Genomic DNA, 16,842 nt, shown 5'->3' on the forward strand with positions numbered 1-16,842 from the left:
CTACGTTTCGGTACGTTTTTTTTCACCGTAAATAGCCTTGTTTTCCAGTTCGTCGGTGGTTAGTTGGCGCACTACTGTCGGGATGTCACTTTTGCGATGTCAATCAAACAACATCGCCCTAATGAACTGCTTTACCAAAATCGCTCTCTGCGTCGCTGTGCTGGCCATTACTAGCCGGATAGCCACTGCACAGACGTATCGAAATAGTATTGGCCTGTCGATTGGTACGTTCCATCTTCGCACACTCGATCAGCAAGCCTCTCCCCTACGCTACGTGGGTACAATTAGCCCGCAGTACGGATTTACGTATCGGTATCATACCGATCGTTCGCAATTTAACCTGCGATTTTCGGGCGGAGCGGGCACAATGAACCCCGAACGCTTTGGCGCCCGGACATATACAACCAAATTTGGGGATGGCACACCCTACTCCTACCAGATTTCGTCTGAATTTTTTCACGTTAACGTAGAAGCCGATTACCTCCAGCGCATCGGTCCGGCTGAACCGGGTCGCCTTACTACGTGGGTAGGTGGCTCAATTCACGAATCACTGCTTTACGGTGATGAAGTGGCCAATTTCCCCTGGCTCGTCAATACGGCAACCGTTTCACCCGTGGTACAAACCGACTATGCATTTGGTGCTGGCCACAGCCTGACGCTACGTATTGACATTGCTGCTGTGGGACTGATTACCCGCGCCATCTGGGCCAGTTTCCCCAAATCAATCGGCGATAACAACGTAATAGCTTATGTCAAACAGGGTACGCATCGGGCAACCGTGAACAAGCTGGGCAATACCAATGTGCAACTGGGTTATTCGTACCGCGTTAGTCCGCGGATAAGCGTCGGTGCTACGTATCGTGCTCGTTACCTGACCTATCCCGACCCACGTCCGATACGTGCCCTGACCAGTTCGCTTTCGCTGGAAGGAGAAGTACATTTTTAATTTCCGTAAACAACATTAGCCGGTCCGCCGGAGCGAAACCATCATGAAAAAGTCATTGATTTCTATGCTGATAATCAGTGCAGCCGCGCTATTTACGGCTTGTTCGAATCGGATTATCGGTCCTGAAACGCCCAACAATCCGATCACCAACTTTGACCATTTGTGGGGTGAATATGACCGACTTTACGGTGCATTTGAGCCCAGGAAAATCGACTGGAACGCGCTCTACCAGACGTACCGTCCGCAGGTGAACGAGAAAACGACCGACGCCGAATTGTATCGGGTCATGACGGCTCTCCTGAATCACCTCGACGATAACCACGTCTACCTTCGTCCGACAGCGAACACCGGATTACCTTGGTACGACGGGGGTATTTTAGGGCGCACGAAAATTGAGGATTACGATGGTTCGGTCGTAAGAAAGTACCTGACCGACAGCCGGACATTCACCAACGAGTTTATTACGGGCAAACTTCCGGGTAACATTGGGTATATTCTATTGAAAGGTTTTGAACACGATATTGCTACGTATGGCAAAACGATTGACGCGGTATTAACGCACCTCCAGGATACAAAAGGCATTATCATCGACTTACGCGAAAACGGCGGTGGCGAAGACCGTGTGGCTCAATATATTGCCAATCGTTTCGCCACGGAACGACATCTGTCATTCACTTCCCGGCTACGTAACGGCCCCCGCCACACCGACTTTGGCCGCGAACTACGGTTCTACACCGAACCGGCGGGCCGTTTCCAATACGTTAAACCAGTGATTTTACTGACAAATCTGACTTCGTATAGTTCGGCAGAAACCTTTGTGCTGGCCATGCTTCAGAATAAGACGGTCACGCAGGTTGGTGACGTAACGGGCGGAGCTTTATCCGATGCTCTCCCGCGTGATCTACCCAACGGCTGGAGTGTTCGCGTGCCCATTGCCGACGTGCGCGATGCTACGGGTCGTAATCTCGAAGGGATTGGCATCGTACCGAAAGTACTGGTAAAGAACAAGCCTGAAGAGTTAAAATCCGGTCACGACCGGGCGCTGGAAACCGCTCTCGAATTGCTTCATTAAGAAAAAACGCTTACGTTGGCACGGATGGAACGCTCCCTGACGATGGGTTTAAACGATCGGTGGTTTCGGCGGGTGGGAATCCCGCTCATCGCCCTGCTGGGCGACTGGATTTTCTACGATGAAATCAACCAGCAACATGGCTGGCCCTTCTGGCTCGATTACATGGTCAGTCTGGTCGAAGTGTCGCTGCTGTGGACAATCAGCCGGTACGGAATTGTGCAGTCCCGCCGACGATACCCGACCCTGAGTCAGACACGGCAACGGGTTGTTTTTCAGGCCATTTGGTTCCTGTTGGTAACGGGGCTTTTCCGGCTGATAACCTCAGCCATTTACGATTTTACAATGGTCTGGGGCTATCATTACACGCCACTACGTTACCTGTATAACATCGCCGTAGGTATCTTCTGCGTAATCCCGATTGCAACCATTTACGAAGGATTGTACCTCTACTGGCAGTGGCGAGTGACCTATTTTGAAGCTGAAGAGCTAAAAAAAATGACCTTGCAAACCCAGCTGGAATCGCTACGTGAGCAGGTTAAACCGCATTTTCTGTTCAATAGCCTTAATACGTTGCAGGGGCTGGTGATGGAAGATGAAAAGGAACAGGCCGTTTCGTTTATCATCAATCTGTCGCAGGTGTATCGCTACCTGCTGCAAAGTAATGAGCAACTGATCATTCCGCTTTCGAAGGAACTGGAGTTTATCCGGGCCTACGTTGACCTGCTGAAAACCCGCTTCGAACAGGGGCTGGTGCTGCACATCGACGTAGCGCCGGAGATGCTGACGTACAATCTTCCTCCGCTGACAGTACAAATGCTCGTTGAAAACGCCGTAAAGCACAACCGCGTATCGACCGCCTGTCCATTGACGATACGTATTTTTACCGATGCGGCCAACAACGTAGTGGTCGTCAACAACCGCCAGCCCAAGCAGTCGGCGGTTCAATCGAATCGGATGGGGTTGGCTAATATTGCGGCCAAATACCGACTGCTGAACCAACCCGACATCGTAATTCACCAAACCGAAACCACTTTTCAGGTCGCTGTTCCTTTGCTAAAACCCGTATCGGTATGAATGTATTGATTGTTGAAGATGAAGCTGTTGCAGCCCGGCAATTGAAAGCGATGCTGTGCCGAGCGGGCGAGGATATAAACGTAATGGCCGTTCTGGAAAGCATCGAGGCTACTGTTACGTATCTGCGTCAGTCGCCCCAACCCGACTTAATACTACTGGACATTGAACTAGCTGACGGACAAAGTTTTGAGATTTTCAAGCAGGTTAACGTAACAAGTCCGGTTATTTTCACGACCGCTTACGACGAATACGCCCGAAAGGCATTTGAGGTCAACAGCGTCGATTATTTGCTCAAACCCATCGAAGAAGCGGCACTACGTAAAGCGCTGGACAAGTTTCGTCAGTTGCGCCAAACGTATGGCGGTGATACGTCAGCGGGTACATCGGGTGGGCTGTTAGTACCTATCGATGAACTACTACGTCAGATCAATCAGCATGGGCGGCCCAACACGCACTTCCGCGACCGTTTTCTGGTGCACATGGGGCAGCGATTGTTACCCATCGACGTAGCGGAAGTGGCTTATTTCTTTACGGCTAACAAACTCACTTACCTGAAAACTGGCACGGACAAGCAGTACGCCATTGACTACTCACTCGACGAACTTGAGCAGACACTTGACCCACGCCGATTTTACCGCGTCAACCGGCAGTTCATCGTCAGTCATAAATCCGTGCAGAAAGTTCATCTGTATTTCACCAGCAAACTGAAAGTTGATTTACTACCCGCCACCGACGATGACGTCATCATTAGCCGGGAAAAATCGATGGCGTTCCGGCGCTGGTTAGGGGAATAAAATTCATAAAAATTCTGTAATAGATTACTATGATGACATTCGAAAACGTACCAGCCTTGCTGCTAATCGATATTCAGCAGGGATTTGATGACGTGTCCTATTGGGGAAATCACCGTAACAATCTGGATGCCGAAAGCAACTGTAAACGCTTGCTGGATCACTGGCGTACCCAGACATGGCCTGTTTTCCATATTCAACATTGCTCTGCGAACCCTACTTCTCTATTAGCCGATGGCCAACCAGGGAACAAGTTTAAGGAGATAGTTCAGCCTCTGGCAGGAGAACCCATCATCCGCAAGCAGGTTAACAGTGCCTTCATCGGCACAGATTTGCAGCAGCGATTAGCCGAAGCAGGAATTAAGACGCTGGTAATAGCTGGGTTAACTACCGACCACTGCGTATCGACAACCACGCGAATGGCTGGCAATTATGGTTATGATACGTTCGTTGTGTCCGATGCAACCGCAACTTTCAATCGGAAGGGTTACAACGGAGAAGAGTACAGTGCCGACCAGATTCATGCCACGGCGCTGGCGAGTCTGCATGGTGAGTTTGCTACGGTTACGACGACCAGCCAACTCCTAATGATGGGTTTAAATCCGGTCTGATAAAACGAAATAAGAAGGATCTACCGGTTTACGTATTAGAATATCAAGTGTATATTTTCTTTCATAGTCATCCAGAAGCCTATCCTTGAACGTTAATAAATTTCTCTTGTGCCCCTCCTATTCAAACCCGATCACACCAAAAATTGCTTCGCATATAGATTAAACACATAATTACCTCCACCAATAATGAGTAACACGGCGGCAACAGCCAATAAAATAACGGCCCAGCCAAAAGCACCGAAGTAGGTCAACACCAGTGGGTTTTCAGGATCGTCGGTCCGATAAACAATCGTTGCCGTTTCCCCTACTTTCCAATCCGGTGGCGAACTGGCTATTCCATAGGAATAGTGTATTTCTTTACCAGTAATCGTCGTGAAGCGAAAAATAGGCCGGTAGGTAGATTTCCCTTTTTTGCTACGTTCTTCGATAAGTTCTTCGACAACAGCATTCGTCCGATTACCAGTTTGAATCAGGTTATTGGCATTCGAAAATAGATAGAAGGACAGTAGAAGCAAGATGACGCCTATGGTGAAAGTAATCAAGTAGCCCATTTTCGTTGTGTTTAAGGTTTATTGAAATCCCTGATTGGCGCTGTTTGTTCCTACTCCGTAATCTTCACTTCTTTAATGCGACCAGGTAGCCAGACCTGCATAGAACTTTTACCCCGGTTGGCCCACGCGTAGTACGGAATAGCTGTTATGATCTGCGGTTTTGTCTGTACGCTCAAGCCGTCGGGGGCAGCTTCCACCACCGATACGTTCGCCTGAATGGCCGTAACGGGTTCGTCGAGTACTTGGTGGGGTTTGGTTGCGTAAGTCGCGTTTGCGGGAACGAGGATGTTCCAGGCACGGCCAGCGTTGTCTACGCCTTCAACGCAGTACACCAGCGGGCCACGTTGCAGGGCAATCCGGTCCTGATCAGCTTTAACTTCACGGCGAGCTGCCACCTGACGTACTTCCATCGGCAATTTCACTTCCACTACGTCGCCTTTCTGCCAGGTACGGTCCAGAACAGCATAACCTTTCTCCAGGCGATACGTTGCAGGTTTACCGTTCAGCAACACCTCAATTTTACCAGTAGTAGTATCGGTGAACTGATACAGCTTGCCGGGTACCGGCATATTATCAGCCCAGCCGGGTATGCGTACATGCAAAGCATAAGCCACTTTTTTGGCCGGATTGACCGTAATCGTTACGTTGCCGTCCCAGGGATAATTGGTATCGAGTTGAAGCGGTACGTCAGTTTTTCCAAACTTGAACGTAGTATTGCTGGCCACAAACAAATTCACCCAAATACCCTGCTCCGAACGACCGTAGATGTAATCGCCCAGCGATGCCACCAATCGGGCAATATTCGATGGGCAGCAGGCGGTTCCAAACCATTCGCTACGTCCGTAATTACCGGCTGATGAGAGCGGATTGCCGTAGAAAAATCGGTCACCACTCAGGCTCAGGCCATCCAGCGCCCCATTATACAGACTCCGTTCCAGTACGTCGATGTATTTACTTTCACCGGTCAGCAGGTTCATGCGCTGATTCCAGAACACCATGCCCACCGATGCGCAGGTTTCGCAATAAGCCGATTCGTTAGGCAGGTCGAAGTCGTCCGTAAAACCTTCGTTGTGCCCCGACGAACCGATGCCACCGGTCAGATACATATTCCGGTGTACTACGTCCTCCCAAACGGTAGTCATGGCGTTCATGTAGCCCGGGTCGTTTGTGGCGGCTGCTACGTCGGCGGCTCCCGTGTATTGGTACATAGCCCGCACTGCATGGCCGGTAATCTCTTTCTGCTGCTTCACGGGTACGTCGTCCTGGCAATATTTGGGGTTTTTCCAGTCGTCCCAGATCTTCCCTTTGCCATATCCATGTCCGCGCTGAGCCAGAAACCAGTCGGCCAGTTTAACGTAGCGCTCCTGCTTGGTCTGATGATATAGCTTCATCAAAGCCAACTCAATCTCCTGATGGCCACTCACCCAGGGACGGTTTTTTATTCGGAACGTAGAGTCGATATGGTCGGCAAACCGAATCGCTACGTCCAGCAGTTTGCGTTTTCCAGTCGTGTTGTAATAGGCTACGGCTGCTTCGATCAAATGGCCCGCGCAGTAATCTTCGTGCCGTTCCATATCGGTCCAGCGTTTGTCGAGACCGGTCAGCGTGTAATACGTATTGAGGTAGCCGTCAGGCAGTTGAGCCGCAGCAATTTTATCAATCCAATCGTCGGCTTTACGTTCCAGAACGGCGTCAGGATGGTTCTTGAGCGAATACGCCATCGCTTCAAGAGCCTTGTACACATCACTGTCGTCGTAATAAATCCCTTCGTGTTTTTCGCCCTGCTTGCGGGCTACTTTTTCAAAATTGCGGATACGTCCGGTTTTTTGTTCGGTCTGCACAATGCAGGCCTGCAACGTAGCAGTGGCTACTTTATCCAGTTTCGGTTTCCAGAACTTGTCGGTAATCGACACCTGCGAAAAGCCGACCGGTTCGAACCGCTGCACCAGCAACTGTGCCTGCGCGAACACCGCCGACGTACTCATGATGCCCATCAAACAGGCTGCTACGTTTCGAACTATGGTTTTCTGAGAAATGGGCATCATTTTAAGAATTTTATTTGGTTGGACATTTTTGTCATGCTGAGGGACGAAGCATCTTAAAGCATCCAAATGTATAGGCTAGGAAACGTTAAGATGCTTCGTCCCTCAGCATGACAAAAAACAGTTATTTCTTCCGCACAACCGGGAACTGCGAAATACGCAAACTGGTGCATCCGTAAGGTATCAGCGTGATTTCTTCCTCCTCTTTTGCCGTTTCCAGTTGATACGTAATACTATACGGAATTGGCCCGGTCATTTCGTTGTAGATACCCCACGATGGAATGCGTTTCGCTTTAGTTTTCAGTACTAGTGGAGCTTTTTCAGGGTTCCACGGGAAATCAGAAATCGGGCCTTTCTTTTCCAATGTATAGTTTTCGTCCAGCCTGTTATCGGGCACCTGCATCAAGGCATAGTTCCAGGGCGTTGTCGGACGTATTTCTTCATACATAGCACCATAATCAATCGGGTCTTTATCGTTTTTCACCAATGTAGCCGATTCGCCAATTTTCAGCGCATACGTCAATGGCCCACGCTCCACCGACATCGAGTTTTCGTACCAGTTGTTTTTGAAGATGTGCATGGGTAATTCCAGCTCTACTACGTCGCCCGATTTCCAGGTACGCTGCAATTTTACCAGTTGATTACCAGGGGCTTCCTGCGAAATTTTCCCGTTGACTTTTACGGTGCCTTTCTTACACCACTGCGGAATACGCAAATGGAAAGGGAACGTAGCAGTTTTCGCATTGTTATCAATGGTAAGCGTGAATTTAATACGCTCTTCAAACGGGTAACCAGTTTCTTCCTTAACCGAAACAGACGTACCGTTGGAAACCGTAGTTTTCACTTCACTAGGCGAATATACCAGAGCTGCCAGCCCATTGTCAGGCGTATTATACCAGAGATTTTGAACGAATTTCGGCCATCCCTGGTGCATGTTCGAGGTGCAGCAGGGATACCCGGAAAGCAGTCCAAAGCAAAGATCAGTGCCGTGGTGATTGACGTCGAAATTGCGCGTGTGTCGGGTAGCCATCACCTGATTGGCCTGCTGGAAATACTGACGCGCCATGAAATCGTCCGAAACCTGGGCGGGCAGCGCATTGAAGGCTACTTTTTCGAGTTGATCGGCATACGCTACGTCGCCGGTAATTTCGAGAATGCTTTCGAGCGAAAACATCATCTCCACCGCCGAACAAAGCTCCGAACCCTGGGTTGGGTTGTTGCCGTGCAGGGCTTCATCACCTCCGTAAAGGCCGTGTGCCATACCGTTGTATTTCCGAATATCTGTGAAACCTTTTTTGGTGGCGTCGAGGTATTTTTTGTCGGGATGATGCTGGTAATAAATAATCGGCGCTTTGATACCCTGCGCGAGATTAACGCAGTGAATGCTACCTTGTTTGGTGAGCAAATCCGTATTCAGAAACGCATTCGTGTAATCGAACGTCTGTTTGTGAATCAGGTCTCCGAGGTCGAGCAGGAATTTATCGCCGGTGATATTGTAAAGCCAATACACCACCATCAGATTATCGCCCCCTCGATAGCGCGCCCAGAATGTCCAGTGGTCGAGCGGCTTTTTCGGCAGTTCTTTTAACTGATATTTAAAATAGTTGGTCATCAGATTGATAACCCGTTTATCGCCAGTGGCCGAATAATATTGCTTCAGGATTTTCAGCATCACCATTTTGGGCCACCAGTCGCGGCTGTTGTCACGCTGAACACCCGGCTCCGGACCGTAATCCTTGGACGGGCCAAAATAACCATCAGGCTGCTGGCTGTTAAGCGCCCACTCGACCCAGGGTTTGGTTTTGGCAATCAGTTCGGCGTCATCCAGAATGTAAGCGAGCGGTAGCAGACCATCAATCCAGTACGGTCCCCGCTCCCACTGATCGCCATTGCCACCGAGCCAGCCGTTACGTTCGTTCATCACCAACGGATATAATTTATCCAGATTCCCCGTCGCGCCATTTTTCTGACGTAGCAGCATTTCCCGAAGCCAGCCCTGCGGCTTGATGGCTCCCAACGGCAATTCGACGTAGGCATTCGGACGTAGCGGAGCCCGGCTTACTACGTTCGTTTTTGGTGGATTCGAATTTGTTTTTACCTGCCCAACAACTGTTAGGGCGAAACTTACTAAAACTACGGAAAGTGTTACGTAACGATACATGCAGAGAATTATGATTTCTTAAGCAGCTTCATACCAAAACCCGGCGCTGACGATGGAATAAATTTACCATTCTCAATTTTATACGTACCAAAATCGACCTCTTCGCAGGTAGCCGGCACACCCTCAATCGTGACCGTATTGCCCAAACCACCCGTCAATTGGGCGCAGTAATACGATTTCAGCAGTTCACCAAACGCGTGCGGTGACGACGTAATACTCATTTTTTTGAGTTCGGGCATTAGCTTTCGCCAGGGCGTGAAACCGTACCCCATAATATCGGAGATGTGGACGTCCATCAGCTTCTTTTCGCACAATTCACGTAGCAGTTCCTGATTTGGATTGGCTTCGCCTTCGGCTAAAAGCATTTTGGGCATGTTCACTTTCGTCCAGGCACGTAGCTTTTGGTAATCTGCTACGTTCTCGGCAAAGGGTTCTTCCAGCCAGAACAGCGGAATATCACGAACACCTTCCAGATACGTAATGGCCATATCGACGGTGAAACCATCGTTCGCATCCACCAGAATCTCGATGTCCGGGAACGTCCTGGCAACTAGTTTAGTGACTTCGATGTCGCGCTTTGTGCCCTCTTCTTTTGGCATCCAGATATTTCCCCGCCCAATTTTTAGTTTTAACTGGCGATACCCGAGATCATAATCGTGTTTACAGTTTTCGAGGAGTTTGTCCAGACCATTGGGCATGGTTTTTACCTGCCCTTCTTTGGGTTCCAGCTCATCGAAATAAATCATGCCGCTGTAGCATTTGGTCAGAATGGGCTTTTTCTGACCGAGCATTTCATACACGGGTTTATTCAGAATAACACCTGCTAAATCGTGCAGCGGTACGTCGAAAGCCAACGCTTTTGCATCAGTAACACCCGTCGATGGCTGAAACACATCCGACACCCGCTTGCCTTTCAGATACGCCACCGTTTCATCATCCCGCTTGCCGTGCATTCCCCAGCCTACAGCTCCCTGATCGGTGGTAAGTACGCAGACTCCCACGTTCGGGCCATAGCCATGAATATCCCGCCGACCATTTTTCCCGACAAAACGCGGCCATTTCAGCTGAACTTTGGTGTAACTGATGTCCGCAATTTTATGGGCCGCCAGATCTTTGGCATCGACGTAGTGAGATGCCCAGTCGGTCGCCTGTGCAGCCAGCGGTGAACTCAGTGCCGCGACCGACGCTGTGCTTTGGGAGAGTTGTTTCAGAAATGTTCTTCGCTGCATAAGGGAAAGTTTAGAATAGCCAGTACGAATCACTACTAAGCGTTATCTATCAAAGCAGTCTCCTTACCAAACTTAATGATTGAATTACTACGTCTACGGTAGTCCCCGACAGACTCTGGCTATCGACTACCACTGAACAGTGTTGCTCAAATTCGGTACGCACTCATTTTCACCAAAACAATCTGCACATGATTCTTATTTACTTTTGATATTCATCTTTCATCCAGCATTGACTGACTAAACACCATAGGTATTACGTATGAGTACATTCACAATTGATTTTCCGGGCACCGCCGATCAGTTTGCCACTAAAGCAGGAACGGCTATTAAAGAGAAAGGTGGCACATTCGACGGCGACGCATCGAAAGGTAATTTTCATTTAAAAACACCAGCGGGAGCTGTGGAAGGCACATACGAGGTGCGAGGGAACGTAGCGGGCAATCCAACGCCTGTTTCGGTCACCATCAACAAAAAGCCATTCTTCGTATCGGCCCACATGATCGAAGAAGCTATTAAAGGATTTTTGTAGTCGGAACGTAGCGTCTTATAAAAAAATACGCCCTCCAAGAAAGCGTTACGTTGGTTAGTAGAGGGCGTACTTATTTAATGGCTTTTTGTCAGAGCAAAACTCCCTGAAATACCTCGTCTAAACGGGAGACAGGTTTGATGCTGATTTTAAAATCTCTGGTATCCAGCCCTTTCATATTGAATTTGGAAATGAATATTTGCTTGAAACCTAATTTTTCAGCTTCGGCAATACGTGATTCAATCCGGCTTACGGCTCGCACTTCACCACCCAGGCCCACCTCGGCGGCAAACGCCACAGTCGACGGAATGGCAATGTCTTCGTAACTCGAAACCACGGCCGCACAAACGGCCAGATCGATGGCCGGGTCTTCAACGCGCAGGCCACCGGCAATATTCAGAAATACGTCCTGCTGTCCCAGTCGGAAACCACCTCGCTTTTCTAATACGGCCAGCAACATGTTCAGTCGTTTGGCGTCGAAACCGGTACTGCTACGTTGGGGCGTACCATACGTAGCGACACTCACTAACGCCTGTGTTTCGATCATGAGCGGGCGGTTACCTTCGAGCATGGAGCCGATGGTAACGCCACTTAAGGCTTCGTCGCGTTGCGAAATCAGGATTTCGGAAGGGTTCGTTACTTGACGCAGCCCCGTTCCGAGCATCTCGTAAATACCCAACTCATCGGTGCTGCCGAATCGATTTTTGGTGGTACGTAGTATCCGATACGTTGTATGACGGTCGCCCTCAAACGTCAGCACTGTATCGACCATGTGCTCCAGCACTTTGGGGCCAGCCAACGAACCTTCTTTGGTAATGTGGCCAATCATGAAAACGGGCACCGAACTTTCCTTAGCGTACTTCATAAATTCAGCCGTACACTCTCGTACCTGCGATACGCTCCCCGCGCCCGACTCCACCAATGAGGATTGCATGGTCTGGATAGAATCGACAATCAGGATTTCCGGCTCAAAATGCTCGACCACCCGGAAAATATTCTGCGTCGATGTTTCGGTCATTACGTGGCAATCGCTGGTGGGCGTATCCAGACGTTCAGCCCGCATTTTTATCTGCTGCTCACTTTCTTCGCCCGATACGTAGAGAACTCGCATTCCGCTCAGACTCAGCGCAATTTGTAGCAGCAACGTCGATTTACCAATGCCCGGTTCTCCTCCAATGAGCACCAGCGAACCTGGAACAATACCACCGCCCAATACGCGGTTCAGTTCGGCGTCGGTCGTGCGAACACGTGGCTGTTCTTCGTAATTGATGGCGTGAATCGCTTTGGGTTTCGGCGCCACCTTTACACTGCCCGGCCCCGACGATGGGCTGCGCCAGCCTCCTTTTTCAGGTTCGTCTTTCTGAACGAGTTCTTCAACAATTGTATTCCACTCGCCACATGTGGGGCATCGGCCCATCCATTTGGCCGACTGCTGGCCGCAATTCTGACAGAAATAAGTGGTTTTTAGTTTTGCCATTCAATTGATAATGAATAATGTATAATGATTAATGTAAAATGGATATGCAGGCAGATTAAACCTCCAAGGGATAAAGTGTATCAAAGCCACAAACAGGCTTTTCATTATTCATTTTTCATTGACCATTACCCATTTATTAAACGCCATTCACTCAAAATAAGTTGACTTTTTGTACCGTATTGGCGGAAATCTCGTTTAACAACAAACATCACATTTTACACAACCAGTTATGAAGAAAGTATTGTTTTTTGCATCGCTGATTCTGCTGCCTGCCCTGTCGTTTGCGCAGTTTGAGATTGGTATAAAAGGCGGAGTTAACCTGTCGAAACTGAGTTTCGGCAATTTTGTACAGACAGGTACGAATGGTAATGGATCACCCACAGCTAGTGTGGATGGGCAGACCTTCCGAAACAGTATCAGCGACAGTTACGAAACTCGTACCGGTACGTCGTTTGGTATTTATACCCGCATTGGTGGTGCTCTATTTGTGCAACCCGAGCTGCTTTATTCAACCAAAGCAGGGGCGTTCGATGTGATACGTAACGGCCAGACCGAACGGGTAGCTGTTACGGTAACCAGTTTTGACGTACCAATTTTGCTGGGTCTTAAAGGTGGCCCACTACGTGTCATGGCGGGGCCTATTATCTCGTTCAAGGTCGACGATAATCAGAAATTGGGTGCTGCCATCCGACAGTACACTAACAACAGCCTGAACGACGCCTGGACCAAAGCGTACTACGGTTTTCAGGTGGGAGGAGGTTTGGACCTGGGCCCACTGGGACTTGATGTTCGTTATGAAGGAAACCTCAGCGATATTGCTCAGATTCAGAACAGTGGGGGTCAATTCAGCCAGCGCATGAAATCCTGGCAGGTAACATTGGCTTATCAGATTTTTTAAGTTGTAAAGTTATAGGGTTATAAAGTTGTTGATGTGCCAGCCAACTTTATAACCCTATAACTTTACAACTCTATTTTTTCGGCTGCTTTCCCGCTCCATTTGTTTAACTTATCATCAGATTCCTGCGTTAATTTATGTGCCACAGAAGTTTATTTGTATTTGGTGCGAAACGTTTGTCCATAATTTCAGTCTAAGCAATACTGTCAATTTAGAAAGGGTTATTTATGGCACGAGCAACAGTAGTAAAAAACGCAGAAGTTGGTACGTTCAACCAAGCAACAAGTTCGCAAACTAGGAACGAAAATAGCTCTGCTCGCCAGTCAAAAGGGGTAGCGAGTAAAACGCTAAAATCAGTTATTGAACAGGGGGAGGCTGATATTGCCGCAGGTCGTGGTGTAACCTTTACAGTAGAGGAACTTGCCGCCATAACCAATGGCCACTCGTAAGATTACGTTTTCTCCTCAAGCGTCAAAAGAGTATCAAGAATGGCTAGGCACAGATTCTAAAATAGCTAAAAAAGTATTTGAGTTAATAGTCGAATGCACTCATTCTCCTTTTATAGGAAAAGGGGCGCCAGAAGCCTTAAAACACGATTTTTCTGGTTATTGGTCAAGGCGCATAAACAAGAAAGACCGATTAGTTTACAGAGTAACCGACGCAGAAGTATTTGTATTGTCCTGTCTTGGTCATTATGGCGATAAATAAAGAGGGGTAAATCGCCACTCCCAAAAACAAACCGTTGCTATCTGCTCCAGGTCGGAGGTGTAGCAACGGTTGTTTGTTTATTAACCCACTAAAAAGCGAAATCTTCGAGTCGGAACGTAGCGTTTGGAAACGTTAGTTGTAAAGCTGCTGCCAGTATTGCGAAAGTTGGCGCGAAATATCTTTCACCCGACGGCGTGAAATATCGATTTCACGGCCATTAGCCAGATGTACCTGCCGCGATTTTGGGCAAATACGTTGCTGCACATAGCCCAGATTTACAATGTAGGATTTATGTATCCGCAGAAACAACGTAGCGTCCAGTAGTTTTTCGAATTCTTTCAGCGTTTTCGACACCAAATAGCGCTTCCGGTCGCGAGTGTATAGAAAGGTGTAATTACCTTCTCCCTGCAGGTACAATATATCGTCTACAGAAATAAAAACGGTGCGATTGAGATAGGGCAAAGCGATACGTTGAGCACCTCGTGTATAAGACGATGGGAACTGAGGTACTACAGCAATTGGCTGTGCAGTAGGAAAAAGAGTAGCGTCCATGTCAAAGGAATAGTTTTGGTTCGGGATTTTGAAATCCGTGATTGATGAAGCAAAACTACCTTTCTACGGTCGTACCTAAAAAAAGTACCTGATTGCTAGAGCGTTAATTTTTTAAGTTAACGATCTATTAATCAGGTACTTGTTGATTAAATTATGTATTTTTTTCAGTGAATGTACTCTGCTTATTACGTAAAACTACGTAGTGCGGCTGCGTATAAAAAACTGCTTTTTTTTCTAAAAACTCCTCCCTATCAATCAATTAATAGCTGGCTGAAAGTCGCGGATACGGTCAATAAACATCTGTGCCCGACGACGTGAAATTTTTACCTGCTGTCCATCAAGTAATTCCAGCTCGCCTTCTTTCTTAACAAAGAATTTACGAACAAAACCCAGGTTCACAATGCAGGATTTATGAACGCGCACAAATGCCTGATTATCGAGCAGAATTTCGTATTCTTTTAGTGTACGGGATACCAGCATTTTTGTTCCATCTTTCAGGAAAAAATTGGTGTAGTTTCCACAGCCTTCCAACCGCACAATTTCTTCAATGGAAACGGTACGTTTACGGTCATAAAAAGGAATGAGCAGTTTCTGAAGGCAGCTTGGATCGGCAATTTTTTCCACACTATTGTGGAATCCCATGGACACTGTGTCAAAGATGGTGTTGTTAGTGAAGGCTTTCATACTGGCTATTTAAGGTACTACGTGAAAAACGGTTTATGACTGACACTCAGAAGTTTACTGCACCATTCTGTAAATCAAAAACAGTAACCCAACCGGGTTTTGTACTAAATCTATACGCAAGAATTAGACCCACTTCCAAAAAATACCTAAGTATTGCTGAAATATAGTTAATTTAACAAACTGTCTATCAAAATATTTAACCGTTTACTCAACAATTAGCAACTGTCTCATCAATAATGAATTGAGTTATAGTTTTCCGTGGTGACATATAAAAATCGTAGATTGTTCTAAGTAGTGAAGCTACAGTCTCACCGACTGCTCTATTAAGGGATTCGGCTTCAATAACCACTTTTTCGTACCTTTGCGCTGTAATTAGCGCGTAAGCGATAGTATATGCTGGATAGAGTAAAAGATATACATCAGGAAATCGATCAGTTCAGGGTAGATTCCCCTGAACAGTTGGAACAGTTTCGGATGCGGTTCATTAGCCGAAAGGGCGTTATTACCGAGTTGTTTGAAGGGTTAAAAACGGTTCCGCAAGCCGACCGCCGGGCTGTTGGGCAGGAATTAAATGGCCTGAAAAACTTTGCACAGGAGCGATTCGATACGTTCAGTCAGCAGATTGATGAGCAGCGTACTACGTCAGGTGGTACTCCTCCCGTCGATTTGACGCTGCCTACCATTCCGAATCTAACGGGCACCCAGCATCCGTTGAGTTTAGTTCGCCAACGTATCATTCAGATTTTTGAACGTATCGGTTTCAACGTAGCAGATGGCCCCGAAATCGAGACGGACTGGTATAACTTTGGCGCTCTTAACTTTCCCGACAATCATCCGGCGCGCGATATGCAGGACACGTTTTTCATCGCAAAAGCGGCTGGCAATGAGGGCGATGATACGCCAAACGATACGTTGCTACGTACGCATACGTCCAACGTTCAGATCCGTCTGATGGAACGGCAAACCCCGCCAATCCGCTCCATTATGCCGGGTCGGGTGTATCGAAACGAAACCATTTCGGCGCGGGCACACTGCATGTTCCACCAGGTCGAGGGCATTTACATCGACCGCAATGTGGGATTTAAAGACCTGAAAGACACGCTCTATCATTTTGTAAAAGAGCTATTTGAGCCGGGTACACAGATCCGGTTTCGCCCTTCCTATTTCCCATTCACGGAGCCTAGCGCCGAAATCGACATTTCATGTCAGATCTGTGGTGGGAAAGGCTGTAACATTTGCAAACACTCGGGCTGGGTCGAAATTGCGGGCTCTGGTATGGTCGACCCACAGGTTATTGCCAACTGCGGCATCGACCCCGAAGAATTTACCGGCTTTGCATTCGGTATGGGTATCGAACGTATCACCCAGTTAAAATACGTAGTAAACGACCTCCGGCTCTACACCGAAAACGACGTCCGTTTCCTCCGCCAGTTTGAAGGACTTTAAATAAAGAGTGAAAGAGTGAATGAGTGAAACCGGGCCGCCGGAGCGGAGCGAATATTCTGCATCAACTCATTCGCTCC

The 16,842-nt window shown here is 48.1% G+C and carries 17 protein-coding genes; 10 read left to right on the forward strand and 7 right to left on the reverse strand.

Annotated elements, in window-relative coordinates; translation table 11 throughout:
* The first annotated feature begins 121 nt into the window (after positions 1-121).
* From IC229_RS20735 to IC229_RS20755, 5 genes are read left to right on the forward strand one after another with little or no spacing between them, the layout of a single operon-like run.
* Positions 122-946: a hypothetical protein gene (locus IC229_RS20735; protein WP_190888931.1), complete on the forward strand. Its 825-nt coding sequence runs from the start codon at positions 122-124 to the stop codon at positions 944-946.
* Positions 947-989: 43 nt separating this feature from the next.
* Entirely contained in the window at positions 990-2,018 is a 1,029-nt protein-coding gene (locus tag IC229_RS20740) for a S41 family peptidase (protein WP_190888932.1), read from the forward strand.
* Positions 2,019-2,042: 24 nt separating this feature from the next.
* Complete coding sequence (locus IC229_RS20745) at positions 2,043-3,092, forward strand: sensor histidine kinase (RefSeq protein WP_190888933.1); 1,050 nt, start codon at positions 2,043-2,045, stop codon at positions 3,090-3,092.
* The gene (locus IC229_RS20750) at positions 3,089-3,886 is read left to right on the forward strand and encodes a LytR/AlgR family response regulator transcription factor (RefSeq protein ID WP_190888934.1); all 798 of its coding nucleotides are present in this window, start codon (positions 3,089-3,091) and stop codon (positions 3,884-3,886) included. The genes IC229_RS20745 and IC229_RS20750 overlap by 4 nt, the downstream gene beginning before the upstream one ends.
* Before the next feature lie 29 nt (positions 3,887-3,915).
* The gene (locus IC229_RS20755) at positions 3,916-4,494 is read left to right on the forward strand and encodes a cysteine hydrolase family protein (protein WP_223834103.1); all 579 of its coding nucleotides are present in this window, start codon (positions 3,916-3,918) and stop codon (positions 4,492-4,494) included.
* A gap of 131 nt (positions 4,495-4,625) precedes the next feature.
* On the opposite strand, the gene IC229_RS20760 is transcribed toward IC229_RS20755, so the two are convergent.
* The 4 genes from IC229_RS20760 to IC229_RS20775 all read right to left on the reverse strand — a co-directional run bounded on the left by IC229_RS20760 (position 4,626) and on the right by IC229_RS20775 (position 10,477).
* On the reverse strand, positions 4,626-5,045 hold the full coding sequence (locus IC229_RS20760) for a DUF3592 domain-containing protein (RefSeq protein WP_190888935.1): 420 nt from the start codon (positions 5,043-5,045) through the stop codon (positions 4,626-4,628).
* Between the two features lie 50 nt (positions 5,046-5,095).
* Entirely contained in the window at positions 5,096-7,039 is a 1,944-nt protein-coding gene (locus IC229_RS20765) for a glycoside hydrolase family 127 protein (protein ID WP_190889006.1), read from the reverse strand.
* Positions 7,040-7,211: 172 nt separating this feature from the next.
* Positions 7,212-9,248, reverse strand: a complete 2,037-nt coding sequence (locus IC229_RS20770; RefSeq protein ID WP_190888936.1) for a beta-L-arabinofuranosidase domain-containing protein — start codon at positions 9,246-9,248, stop codon at positions 7,212-7,214.
* An 8-nt stretch (positions 9,249-9,256) separates the two neighbouring features.
* Complete coding sequence (locus tag IC229_RS20775) at positions 9,257-10,477, reverse strand: enolase C-terminal domain-like protein (RefSeq protein ID WP_190888937.1); 1,221 nt, start codon at positions 10,475-10,477, stop codon at positions 9,257-9,259.
* 259 nt (positions 10,478-10,736) lie between these two features.
* Between IC229_RS20775 and IC229_RS20780 the strand changes: the two genes are divergently transcribed.
* Complete coding sequence (locus IC229_RS20780) at positions 10,737-11,006, forward strand: hypothetical protein (RefSeq protein WP_190888938.1); 270 nt, start codon at positions 10,737-10,739, stop codon at positions 11,004-11,006.
* Positions 11,007-11,094: 88 nt separating this feature from the next.
* Here IC229_RS20780 and radA read toward each other — a convergent pair whose 3' ends face one another.
* Positions 11,095-12,480 (reverse strand): DNA repair protein RadA, encoded by a 1,386-nt coding sequence (radA, locus tag IC229_RS20785; RefSeq protein ID WP_190888939.1) that lies wholly within the window; start codon positions 12,478-12,480, stop codon positions 11,095-11,097.
* 229 nt (positions 12,481-12,709) lie between these two features.
* Here radA and IC229_RS20790 point away from each other — a divergent pair, with 229 nt between their 5' ends.
* The 3 genes from IC229_RS20790 to IC229_RS20800 all read left to right on the forward strand — a co-directional run bounded on the left by IC229_RS20790 (position 12,710) and on the right by IC229_RS20800 (position 14,083).
* Positions 12,710-13,378: an outer membrane beta-barrel protein gene (locus IC229_RS20790; protein ID WP_190888940.1), complete on the forward strand. Its 669-nt coding sequence runs from the start codon at positions 12,710-12,712 to the stop codon at positions 13,376-13,378.
* A gap of 224 nt (positions 13,379-13,602) precedes the next feature.
* Positions 13,603-13,824 (forward strand): hypothetical protein, encoded by a 222-nt coding sequence (locus IC229_RS20795; protein WP_190888941.1) that lies wholly within the window; start codon positions 13,603-13,605, stop codon positions 13,822-13,824.
* On the forward strand, positions 13,811-14,083 hold the full coding sequence (locus IC229_RS20800; protein WP_190888942.1) for a Txe/YoeB family addiction module toxin: 273 nt from the start codon (positions 13,811-13,813) through the stop codon (positions 14,081-14,083). The genes IC229_RS20795 and IC229_RS20800 overlap by 14 nt, the downstream gene beginning before the upstream one ends.
* A gap of 132 nt (positions 14,084-14,215) precedes the next feature.
* On the opposite strand, the gene IC229_RS20805 is transcribed toward IC229_RS20800, so the two are convergent.
* Both IC229_RS20805 and IC229_RS20810 read right to left on the reverse strand, forming a co-directional pair.
* Entirely contained in the window at positions 14,216-14,635 is a 420-nt protein-coding gene (locus IC229_RS20805; RefSeq protein ID WP_190888943.1) for a LytR/AlgR family response regulator transcription factor, read from the reverse strand.
* Between the two features lie 255 nt (positions 14,636-14,890).
* Entirely contained in the window at positions 14,891-15,319 is a 429-nt protein-coding gene (locus IC229_RS20810) for a LytR/AlgR family response regulator transcription factor (RefSeq protein ID WP_190888944.1), read from the reverse strand.
* Between the two features lie 393 nt (positions 15,320-15,712).
* On the opposite strand from IC229_RS20810, the gene pheS reads away from it, so the two are divergent.
* Positions 15,713-16,765: a phenylalanine--tRNA ligase subunit alpha gene (pheS, locus tag IC229_RS20815; RefSeq protein WP_190888945.1), complete on the forward strand. Its 1,053-nt coding sequence runs from the start codon at positions 15,713-15,715 to the stop codon at positions 16,763-16,765.
* Positions 16,766-16,842: the final 77 nt, after the last annotated feature.

Source organism: Spirosoma profusum, from assembly GCF_014699005.1.
GTDB classification, from domain to species: domain Bacteria; phylum Bacteroidota; class Bacteroidia; order Cytophagales; family Spirosomataceae; genus Spirosoma; species Spirosoma profusum.

Coding starts and splice junctions, on each gene's coding strand:
- radA (WP_190888939.1), bottom strand. CDS start 12,480: ATGGCAAAACTAAAAACCACTTATTTCTGTCAGAATTGCGGCCAGCAG.
- IC229_RS20810 (WP_190888944.1), bottom strand. CDS start 15,319: ATGAAAGCCTTCACTAACAACACCATCTTTGACACAGTGTCCATGGGA.
- IC229_RS20740 (WP_190888932.1), top strand. CDS start 990: ATGAAAAAGTCATTGATTTCTATGCTGATAATCAGTGCAGCCGCGCTA.
- pheS (WP_190888945.1), top strand. CDS start 15,713: ATGCTGGATAGAGTAAAAGATATACATCAGGAAATCGATCAGTTCAGG.
- IC229_RS20735 (WP_190888931.1), top strand. CDS start 122: ATGAACTGCTTTACCAAAATCGCTCTCTGCGTCGCTGTGCTGGCCATT.
- IC229_RS20805 (WP_190888943.1), bottom strand. CDS start 14,635: ATGGACGCTACTCTTTTTCCTACTGCACAGCCAATTGCTGTAGTACCT.
- IC229_RS20780 (WP_190888938.1), top strand. CDS start 10,737: ATGAGTACATTCACAATTGATTTTCCGGGCACCGCCGATCAGTTTGCC.
- IC229_RS20760 (WP_190888935.1), bottom strand. CDS start 5,045: ATGGGCTACTTGATTACTTTCACCATAGGCGTCATCTTGCTTCTACTG.
- IC229_RS20745 (WP_190888933.1), top strand. CDS start 2,043: ATGGAACGCTCCCTGACGATGGGTTTAAACGATCGGTGGTTTCGGCGG.
- IC229_RS20775 (WP_190888937.1), bottom strand. CDS start 10,477: ATGCAGCGAAGAACATTTCTGAAACAACTCTCCCAAAGCACAGCGTCG.
- IC229_RS20755 (WP_223834103.1), top strand. CDS start 3,916: ATGATGACATTCGAAAACGTACCAGCCTTGCTGCTAATCGATATTCAG.
- IC229_RS20770 (WP_190888936.1), bottom strand. CDS start 9,248: ATGTATCGTTACGTAACACTTTCCGTAGTTTTAGTAAGTTTCGCCCTA.
- IC229_RS20750 (WP_190888934.1), top strand. CDS start 3,089: ATGAATGTATTGATTGTTGAAGATGAAGCTGTTGCAGCCCGGCAATTG.
- IC229_RS20765 (WP_190889006.1), bottom strand. CDS start 7,039: ATGGGCATCATGAGTACGTCGGCGGTGTTCGCGCAGGCACAGTTGCTG.
- IC229_RS20800 (WP_190888942.1), top strand. CDS start 13,811: ATGGCCACTCGTAAGATTACGTTTTCTCCTCAAGCGTCAAAAGAGTAT.
- IC229_RS20795 (WP_190888941.1), top strand. CDS start 13,603: ATGGCACGAGCAACAGTAGTAAAAAACGCAGAAGTTGGTACGTTCAAC.
- IC229_RS20790 (WP_190888940.1), top strand. CDS start 12,710: ATGAAGAAAGTATTGTTTTTTGCATCGCTGATTCTGCTGCCTGCCCTG.